The organism is Caballeronia calidae, from assembly GCF_900044055.2.
Lineage (GTDB): Bacteria > Pseudomonadota > Gammaproteobacteria > Burkholderiales > Burkholderiaceae > Caballeronia > Caballeronia calidae.
On the sequence record NZ_FCOX02000132.1, the window covers coordinates 1 to 8,961 of the forward strand.

Annotated in this window: 9 protein-coding genes and 2 pseudogenes; 8 read left to right on the forward strand and 3 right to left on the reverse strand. The window is 52.3% G+C overall.

Annotated features, from left to right (window positions below):
- Positions 1–150, forward strand: a 150-nt coding sequence (locus AWB78_RS44610; RefSeq protein ID WP_157697761.1) for a transposase, incomplete at its 5' end; no start/stop codon positions are given.
- Positions 151–210: 60 nt separating this feature from the next.
- The gene (locus AWB78_RS48960; RefSeq protein WP_157697814.1) at positions 211–366 is read left to right on the forward strand and encodes a hypothetical protein; all 156 of its coding nucleotides are present in this window, start codon (positions 211–213) and stop codon (positions 364–366) included.
- A 210-nt stretch (positions 367–576) separates the two neighbouring features.
- On the opposite strand, the pseudogene AWB78_RS49620 reads toward AWB78_RS48960, so the two are convergent.
- Positions 577–666 (reverse strand): annotated as a pseudogene (locus tag AWB78_RS49620) (winged helix-turn-helix domain-containing protein); the annotation flags it as partial.
- A 1,160-nt stretch (positions 667–1,826) separates the two neighbouring features.
- Between AWB78_RS49620 and AWB78_RS40335 the strand changes: the two are divergent.
- The 5 genes and pseudogenes from AWB78_RS40335 to AWB78_RS40345 all read left to right on the forward strand — a co-directional run.
- Positions 1,827–4,046, forward strand: a complete 2,220-nt coding sequence (locus AWB78_RS40335) for a hypothetical protein (RefSeq protein ID WP_157697815.1) — start codon at positions 1,827–1,829, stop codon at positions 4,044–4,046.
- Positions 4,047–4,277: 231 nt separating this feature from the next.
- Positions 4,278–4,565 carry a type II toxin-antitoxin system CcdA family antitoxin gene (locus AWB78_RS40340; RefSeq protein WP_232478084.1) on the forward strand — a complete coding sequence of 96 codons (288 nt, stop codon included), beginning with the start codon at positions 4,278–4,280 and terminating at the stop codon, positions 4,563–4,565.
- Complete coding sequence (locus AWB78_RS50000; RefSeq protein ID WP_096031929.1) at positions 4,565–4,738, forward strand: CcdB family protein; 174 nt, start codon at positions 4,565–4,567, stop codon at positions 4,736–4,738. The genes AWB78_RS40340 and AWB78_RS50000 overlap by 1 nt, the downstream gene beginning before the upstream one ends.
- Complete coding sequence (locus AWB78_RS50005; RefSeq protein ID WP_096031930.1) at positions 4,702–4,884, forward strand: CcdB family protein; 183 nt, start codon at positions 4,702–4,704, stop codon at positions 4,882–4,884. The genes AWB78_RS50000 and AWB78_RS50005 overlap by 37 nt, the downstream gene beginning before the upstream one ends.
- A 302-nt stretch (positions 4,885–5,186) precedes the next feature.
- Positions 5,187–5,524: pseudogene (locus AWB78_RS40345) on the forward strand (transposase); the annotation flags it as partial.
- 526 nt (positions 5,525–6,050) lie between these two features.
- Here the strand turns inward: AWB78_RS40345 and AWB78_RS47215 are convergent.
- Both AWB78_RS47215 and AWB78_RS40350 read right to left on the reverse strand, forming a co-directional pair.
- Positions 6,051–6,845, reverse strand: a complete 795-nt coding sequence (locus tag AWB78_RS47215; RefSeq protein WP_157697816.1) for a hypothetical protein — start codon at positions 6,843–6,845, stop codon at positions 6,051–6,053.
- A 166-nt stretch (positions 6,846–7,011) separates the two neighbouring features.
- The gene (locus tag AWB78_RS40350; RefSeq protein WP_232478085.1) at positions 7,012–8,472 is read right to left on the reverse strand and encodes an IS5 family transposase; all 1,461 of its coding nucleotides are present in this window, start codon (positions 8,470–8,472) and stop codon (positions 7,012–7,014) included.
- Between the two features lie 53 nt (positions 8,473–8,525).
- On the opposite strand from AWB78_RS40350, the gene AWB78_RS49625 reads away from it, so the two are divergent.
- The gene (locus tag AWB78_RS49625) at positions 8,526–8,717 is read left to right on the forward strand and encodes a transposase (protein ID WP_332460147.1); all 192 of its coding nucleotides are present in this window, start codon (positions 8,526–8,528) and stop codon (positions 8,715–8,717) included.
- Positions 8,718–8,961: the final 244 nt, after the last annotated feature.

The window sequence follows — 8,961 nt, forward strand, 5'->3', positions numbered from 1 at the left end:
GAAGTCTGTCACAGCTGGTTCAACCGCTTTCGCAAACTGTTGGTCCGATACGAAAAACTCGAACGCAGTTTCGTCGCTCTAAACCATCTTGCCGCTGCCATCATCGCCTTCCGCAAGGTGCCGCTGAGCGTTAACATAATTTACGGATAAACTCTTAGATGCTACGCTCGCTCGCGCCACTTTCGCGCGGTCAGTGAGTCGATCCCATCGGTGGCAGTGCTTCATTGGCAGGTTGGAATCCGGGGCAAGCTGCTGCTCGTGACCAATACAAAGGATCTGACCGCCGAGGAGGTCGTGACCCGTTACAAGTCGCTTGCGGATATCGAGCGCGGCTTCAAGGTGCTCAAGCAGTTGCGCGATTACTGACGAGAGCATCAAATAGTTGCGTAGTTGCCTATGCGGCATACCGAACGTGCTTTTCCTTGAACAGGTTGCGGAACTACGCAACCCCATTTCGTCACCCCAGTACATCGTCGCCTTCTCCCGCTTCGCCTCTTTCGCGATCTGCGGATAGTCTTCGTTCAGCCAGCGCGCGATGCTCGCATCGTTTCTCTCGTAGGCTCGCCGTACCGGCTTCTGGGCACTCATTCCCCACGCATTCAGGTATCGACCGACCGTCCACGCAGACACCTTGATGCCATACTCCCGTTCGATGAGCTGCGCCACCGATTCGCGGGTCCACAGGGTAGAACGGCAACGCCAGCTGATCCGGCATCCGTTCGATGATCAGCTTGCGGATTCTCACAGCCTGCGTCTGGTAAGCCATTCTGCGGCAGCACATAGCGGACGATCACCATTGTCGGCACTTCTTCGTTGAGCAGCATTACAAGCACCTTATGCTGAGACTCTCGCTGCTGCAGCAATTCCTCGTATTTCGCGACATTGCTTGTCATTGTCCGTCGCGCTAGTCAGGTTCGACAGATCGTCGGCGCCTACGCGATAACGCAGGCTCGCCAGCGCCTCTACGCGCCTTGCAGCGTCAATGTCGGCTTGTGCATCAATCAGTTGCGCGTTGAGCTCGGCAATCGTCCAGTAGATCGTAGCCGGGCAACGATTCCGGTGGACGCTCTGACCTTGCCCCCGAATTCCGGATTCCTAACTGAGCGCAGATTATGCCATCCGTTGGTTTTGGGCGGCGTTCCAGTTCTGCTCGAATTGCTTCGGGCTGACCTAGCCCGACGTCGAGTGCAAGCGCGAATGATTGTACAAGCCGTCAAGACAACGTCCATATCACCGAGTCAAGGGAAGTTCTGTATCGTTGGCACCCGTGGTACGGCGGGCACACGGTATGGATTTTCACCACGATACAAAGGAAGAACGCCGAGTCAGTGCTGCGCTGTGCGCGAGAGCCGTTCTACACGGCGGCCTTGTTGGAGGTGCCGCATTGGATGTTCGACCCCGTTGCCTACTGCCGCATTACTTCGGCAACGTCTGCCGCCGTCAGCTGTGACTTGTGTGTAATGAAATGCTTTGAGCGATAGTGCTCGTTGAAAATTCGACTGAATGTCTGCAGTACGACGTAGTCGCGCGTCCGCGCAAACGTCGTCACAACGCGGCGTCGGTCATATCGCGCGATTAAAACCGTCATCGACATGTGCGAGTTTTCTTCATGCCCCATCATACTCACTGGTCTCTCAACCATCTTAAAATACCCGCGCCAGTTTTCCGCAACTTGGTCAGGTTACCCATTGCTCTATCCTCCGTTACTCAAGTTTTACCACACCCTTTTAGTACGGTTACGTTTTTCGCGGGTAAGGTCAAGTTGCATCACCACGCATCGAAATTTCAAGCATTTTTTATGAACGTTGAACACGAGGACCTTGGCAATGAAAGAAATTAATGTTTCATTTTCATCGACGCCCGATGGCGGCATTATTAATAATAGTAGCAATCAGCCGTTGACAAAAAAATCGAACTCACAAAAAGAACAAAGTGGTGGCGCATTCGAGGGTTTAAAACACATGAACCTAGAGCGGTATGCAGCGGATATTTCTGGGGCGGAAAATAACTCCACACAGCCTAAATTTCTCGCCACACCGCTTAATAAAGTTCAAGGGGGTTCGAATCCGATCGAGATTAAAGCAAAAGCCTTGATGGAATTTATTAAAACAGCGTCGCCCAAAGAAAAGAATGAAGCGCTGCGTAAATTTTTTGACGACGACTTGATCACCACCACCAAAAATGTCCGCTTCCTACTTGAATCTGGCGCAGCCCCGCTTATCGAGGAGTTTGCCAAAGAGAATCCCAAGAATTTTTCACTTCTCATTGCCGATCCTAAAGCTTATGAAAAAATGTTGCCCGAAACCACCGCACTCGTTCTAAACGATGCATACAACTCACGCATCGTAAAGATAGTTAATGGAATGTCTGAAGAGTCACTGCGGAACGTTGTGCCGTTAATCAGCAAAAGGCTTCTCGCTTTATTTCGAGAGGACATTGAATTTGCAGCGCGTGTGTTATCCATCTCGGCGCCATTGGATCGCAAAAAAATTTTTGATCAATTGGATTTCAACACCGCCAAGCTAATAAAAAAGAGAATGCCACTCCAACAGGCAGATTTTTGCATTATCGACGATCTTCCCAAAGCCGATCGGACGATCTTTTTCAACAACGCACTCGAGCAGATCAGCGAGCTGCACTCCTCCGATCGTCATGTTCCGCTGAAGCGCATTGCAATTGATATTGGCTTGCTTCCCGAAGCCGATCGGAGCTGCGCTTTCAACAGCATATTGGCGCAGAGCCTTGAGCTCCCCCTCGAAGCGCGCCCGACGCTACTGCGCATCCTTGCAACCCGTATTTGCTGTCTTCCCGAAGGGGCCGACCGGACGCTCGCTTTCAACAGACTACTGGCGCAGACCCACGAACTGTCGTTCGACGACTGCTCGCATCTGCTGGACAAACTTACAGCTTCTGTTTCCAGCCTTCGCTCCGCCGATGTGAGAAGCGCTTTCGAGAGCGTGCTGGAGCGAACCAACAAGCTGCCGCCCAAGTTCCGTCGGGTGCCGTTGTCCAACCTTGCATATAATATCAATCAGCTTCAAGAAGCCGACCGAACGTCCGCATTCAAGCTCGTGTTGGATCAGACCCGCGACGTGCCTGCTTACATTTGGGGAACGACACCGCTGTTTCCCCTCGCTTCTTCGATCCGCTTGCTCCCTCGGACGTTTCGGAAGACCGCTTTCGACAGGGTGTTGCAGCAGAGCATTAAGTTGCCGCTCGAAGCCGATCGAGCGGCCGTTACTGCAAGCCTTGAAGCCAACAAAGAAAGCATCATCCCCAGAGAGACTACCGGCCGACTCCTAGGTCTAAATCGAAATCTATTGCAATACACATTATCGTTTCTTTCCAATGATGAGAAGGACGTGCTGCCGGACGTTAAAAATAAACGCCTCTCCAGATCCCTTAATAACGCTGGCTTGGAGGCGATTCAGAAATCAGATGTAATCTCCTTCAAAGCGGAATACTTAATGAAATCGATGACTTCCGAAGATGAGTTGTATTTCGGACGTCCAATTAAACAGAAGGATGCTGATGCATTGCTCAAATTTTTTCGTGAGAATTTGGTAGAAACAGAAGTAAAAGACCTGCCCAAACTACTTAAATGCTTTGAAGGTGGTAAACACAAATCTCGGATTCGCAACTATATGATTCGTGCTCTGCTTGAATCCGGTCAGACTTCCGTTGTCAATGAGATGGCAAAAACGAATCCAAAGGAATTTTCAGAGCTTGCAATAGACTTTAGTGATTTTAAAAAAATGGAACCGAAAAGCAGCGCGCTCGTTTTAAATGAGATGCGCTTTGGAGACATACGGAAACATTTGTCTGATTTAAACAGAGCAAGGTACGTGCATTCGACTGAAATTATGAAATCACTAAACCAAACAGCTCTCACCGGCGCATTTGAGTCGGGGTTGGAATATGGGTGGCGAGAGTTTTCGCAGTATATATTTTATGGAAAAAATAGTTCCGAGCGCGATGAAATTTTTAAGCTATTGCCTCCTGAGACGGTAGAAAAAATAAAGAACAAATCCCCACATCTTAGGTAAGCTTGTAGGGCGAGGCAGCTGCAGGTTGGCGATGCACTCGTGACTGAAGGCGCGGAACTTCCAAAGGATCGCTGCAGATTACCCTGAAAACCTGATGAGCTTCCCCCTCGCGTCAGTCGGCTTCAATAGGACGCGGCGTTGCCACGCGCCGCGTGTACAAAGCGTCTGCTGCGCAGCGTCTGCTGCCGGATGTGATAGTATCTGCATGACATATGCGCATAGGAGATGTTCATGGTTTATGCCTTCGTTGTTCAGCCGGAGCGTCCGTCAGCCAGTCAGGTTCACAAAAGCGGCACCACAACCCGCAAGCCGATCAATGTTTCGTTGCCGGCCGACCTATTGGCACGCGCGAAAGAGCTCAACATCAATATTTCGCGTGCGAGCGAGCGCGGCCTGCGAGAAGAAGTTCAAGCGGCAGAGACTCGCGCGTGGGCGGAAACGAACGCGGATTTCATCGCTGAGATGAACGCCCGCATCGAGCGCGACGGCCTGCCTCTCGAAGAGCATCGGATGTTTTGATGGCCCGCTTCGATCTTTATAGCAATCCGTCGGCTAGATCAAAAGCCAACTCACCTTATCTACTCGATGTCCAAAGCGATCATCTGGGAGATTTGATTTCGCGTGTCGTCATTCCGCTGACTCGTGTAGTGAGCACCTGCCCAGCAAAGTTGCTCAGGATCTGTCGCCGCTGATCGAAATTGATGGGGAGCAGTTCGTGCTGGAGACTCCATTCCTTGCCGCGTACAGAACGGCTGAGCTGGGACGCGCAATTGGTACACTCAAAACCGAGAGAGATCGGATCAGTGCTGCGCTCGACCGTTTATTCCGCGCGTTCTAAAGTCCAAACAGACACGGTGCGCTACCTGATTGGGATGAACGCAATGCTTGATTGCCCCCTGGTGAGCGACGAAAAAATCGGGATTCGCCGACTGGAACAGTACGACCTTCACGGACGGGTCCCCCTCGACGTCGGTCATTAGCGCTTCGAATTCGACGATCGGTCTCGGTCGCTTTCTGACGCCTTGAGGCAAACTGCATTGAGTTCCCGCCACCTCGTAGCTGCGAAAAGTCGCCCGCTGTTGCAAGAAGCCAACCCGCTGGATGGCGTAGACGTCGCCATCCGCTTACTTTGCTAAGAGACTGGAACTGCTCAAGAAGCTTATGTTCAATCGGAAAAGAGCGGTTCATCTGATCGTCGACGGATTGCCGGCACATAAGAAAGCCGTTGTTAAGGACTATGTCGCCAATACGCAGGGCAAGTTGACTTTGCATTTCCTGCCCAGTTACGCACCGGACCTGATCCAGATGAACTGGTGTGGAGTCACATCAAGCGCACCGGTGTCGTGCGGCGCCCACTTCAAAAAGGTGAAAAGCTGGGCTCAAAAATTCACGAGCAGCTGTCACAAATTAGCCGCGATCCGTGCCTTGTTCGATCATTTTGTAGGCATCAATCTGTCAGCTATATTGCTGACGTGTGAGTAAACCGTACAAAATAAGGAATCAATGTATCAACTGGACATTATGCCTCGTTGACCATGTCGATCAACCGCTATACTCGATCCCCCGATGCGGGTGAGCGAGTAACAGGCCGATGGTATTGAAGGCGCTGCCGATGAAGGAAGCGTGCCTGCAAAGCTTGAATCACTGGCACGAAGCCGTCTCCACTGACGAGTGCGCGAACATGCGCCCGCGCACTATCTTTGATGTATGACGGGCTAGTAGCCAAAGCGATTACCAGACGACAGGATCCCCCTCCCGCAGATGTGCTTCACTTCATTCGCCATGGTCAACTCATGGTGGGACTCGCACCCACAAGACTGAGGTCATGCTGGGCGCACAACGCAACGAAGGCATCACCACCCCTTGTACTTCGTTCCGCAAAATTATGTATCTTGATCATTTGCCATCGATTTACATGCTGACGCGCAGTCTGAGCCGAACTTCCTAACCACCCCTAATGCACAAAAGAGCGGGATCTGAACCACGCCAGATTTACTCGGCATCTCAAAAAATACTGCATGATCCCGGTTTAATCGACGCCGATTCCTTCTGTGAAAATTCTGGAGCCGCTTCTTTCTTTCGAGATGCCAGAGTTTTCGGATTTACATCACCTTTTTTATTTTCAAAAAACCCGTCTAAATTCCTTGTCGCCTGACTCGTGTGGGCTGCACGGACATTTATTGGAGTCCCCCCTAGGTCCTTGAGATTCATGCAATGGCTAACTAGGGAATTCTCGGACATGTCACTACGCCGCACCTGCGGTATAACAGCCTCGCGCACGCCACCGGGCAGAAGGCCTCCTGGAATCCACTCCTCATTTGTACCGGATTCATTGCCCGATGGGATTTTTGGTTCGACGACACTCTTGGTAGTAAAAACCAATATAGTACCCTTCCAGCTACCTACTGGAATTCCCAATTTCTTTTCAATCTTTCCAATATCACCGCCAGTTTCGAAAATAAGTCTCGTCATATCGTCTGCGGCTATCGCAAATTGCCCATCTGGGCGCCCCACCAAAGAATCAACCGAGGGGAAATACTTTTTGGCAAGCGGGTTAGGCACAAGAAAGCTCGCGCCGTTCTTGAACGATTTACGATGATTAGAAAAATCGACTTCGCTAAGATATTTTTTGGGATCTGGACGACTGCCCTTCGGCATTTGTTTGATTTCACCGAAACGATCCCTATCAAATTTCACTGACGAACTTAAGGCGTCCGAAAGCGGAGATTTTGTAATATTCTCATCCACGTTGGAGCATAAGCAGTCGAAAGAGTGATTTAAATCATTTACGGATTTCATCTGGCACCTTGAAAATCATCTAATTTCACTCGCCTGGGTAATCAGATTTTTGCCGGCAGATGGCCGGCCAAATCTCCGCGCAAGCAAGTGCCCAACCGGTTTTTTTGGCCCGAACGACAAAGTGACAAAGCATATGGTAAATTCTAGCTAGTCGCCCCTGCAAAATTCACCAACACTCGGAACACGCGGGTAAACTTTTGGCGCATTCGTGCAGGTTTTTTTCGTCCAGAAATAAAGCCCACAGCGTCAGAAGCAACGGACCTAAATAAGGGGCCTTCAGACCCAGTCGGACCATTGCCCGCAACAGCCAGCGCAGGTTGTATCCGGCGGCACAGAGCACCGTATGCAAGGCGTCGCCCAATTGACCTTGTAACCAGCAACGATCCATCCGATGGTCCGACTTGAGGTGACCGATCGCCGGCTCCACTGCCTGGCGACGCTTGAGCCACCGTCGTTGTTGCTTGGTCAGTGACTTGTGCTTGCCGCGATGAATGATCTGGACCTCCGGGTTGTCGTGATCAACGCCTCGGAACCCGAGGTCGACGACGACCAGTTTCGGAATTTTGCCGGCATCCTCGAGCAGAATCCGGGTCTGTTCCAGTTGGGCTGAGAGAATGTGTCCGTCGTAAGGATTGCCGGGGAAAGTGCGCGCGCCTACCATCAGTCCGCTCTGGTGGGTCACAGCAATGCTGGCCTTGACCCCGAACTCATAAGGTTTCCTGGCTTTACCTTTTGCGATGCACTCGACTTCTGGCGCATGCAGCGCATAGAGCTTGTCCTTGTCTTTCGGTTGTTGCGTCCGGATGCGCTCGGCGCGTTCGAGCAAGGTGTTCAGATGGACGAGCGTACCGGGAGATTCGCTGCTCGCAGTCGCCAGCTTGCGTTTCACTTCACGCAGGACGACGCCAAGGATCGTACGTTGTCGCTTGACTGCACGGCGCAGGCGCTTGAATTGTTTGGCATGAGCATAGCCGCCCGCCTTGCGGCGCAGCTCTTTGCCTTCCTTGACAAAGGTCTGCTTCAAGCTGATTCCGACGCGCTTTGCTGCCTGCACGACTTTGGCGCGGGCGATCTCCAGCAGGCGGCTATCAACTGGATGAGCGATGGCTTTCTCTTGGACTGTGGTATCGACTATGATCCGCTCGAATTCCGTCGGGCGCACCGCCTTGGTTTCTATCGCCGTGTCTAGGGTGGCCTTGAGAAGCTCTTCCACGCCAGCTTCGCCGATCGCTGCACGAAATCGGCCAATCTGGGTGGGGTCACAGGGAAACCGGGGCGTGTAGTATTCCTCACCGCTGAAGTATTGCCATACGACGTTCTCAGACCACCGCTCCACCAGTTCCTCATCGCTCAGGTTGAAGGCGTGCTTGAGGTAGAGCAAGGCGGCCATCAGGCGAATTGGCAACCGAGGTCGTCCCGCTGCACTGACTCCTGCACCAGCCATTTCCAGCGTGGTGCCAAACAGATCGCTGCCGCATACCACCTCGCCTTGCCGATTTCTCCGGGCAAACGCCGGTGCCAAGGCAGCTTCGATCTGCGCCCACGGCATCCGACCCGCCAGCGCCGCCAGCGGGTGCCGAAGGTCGATCATCTGGTCCAGCCGGGCTCGGAAAAAGTCGTCAGTCATCGCGTCTCACTGGCTCGATTTCTCTCAGGTTCACGCAGCCATTATTTTAATTTCTGCGAGTTCTCAACGGTAACAAAATTCGCCATGTCCTTCTCCCACAAGGGAGGCGGTGGTTTTGCAGATGGAATCACGTAATGGGCTTTCGGCAGTTCTCGCTGCGCGGGTTGACTAACGTCACGGCGGAATGGTCGCTGGTCGCGCTCGCATGGAACATCAAGCGGATGAACGTACTTCGGCGCGCATAAGACGACCAGGGTACCTCGTTACAGACTTCAATGGCCCGATCGTCGCCTACATTTGTTTCATAAACCTTTCACATTGCCGCTACGGCCGTAGGTGAAACCGCAAAGCGGCGCGAACCGGATCGTTGGTCTCGTTTTGCGTCGCGCTTCACCTTAACTCCGACGGGCTCCTAGTCTCACTGTGTCATAAATTTAACCTGATCTCCCAGCAACACGGACAGCGAGGAAGCTTGCTGGTGATCGCGTG

Coding starts and splice junctions, on each gene's coding strand:
- AWB78_RS40350 (WP_232478085.1), bottom strand. CDS start 8,472: ATGACTGACGACTTTTTCCGAGCCCGGCTGGACCAGATGATCGACCTT.
- AWB78_RS47215 (WP_157697816.1), bottom strand. CDS start 6,845: ATGAAATCCGTAAATGATTTAAATCACTCTTTCGACTGCTTATGCTCC.
- AWB78_RS40335 (WP_157697815.1), top strand. CDS start 1,827: ATGAAAGAAATTAATGTTTCATTTTCATCGACGCCCGATGGCGGCATT.
- AWB78_RS50000 (WP_096031929.1), top strand. CDS start 4,565: ATGGCCCGCTTCGATCTTTATAGCAATCCGTCGGCTAGATCAAAAGCC.
- AWB78_RS40340 (WP_232478084.1), top strand. CDS start 4,278: ATGGTTTATGCCTTCGTTGTTCAGCCGGAGCGTCCGTCAGCCAGTCAG.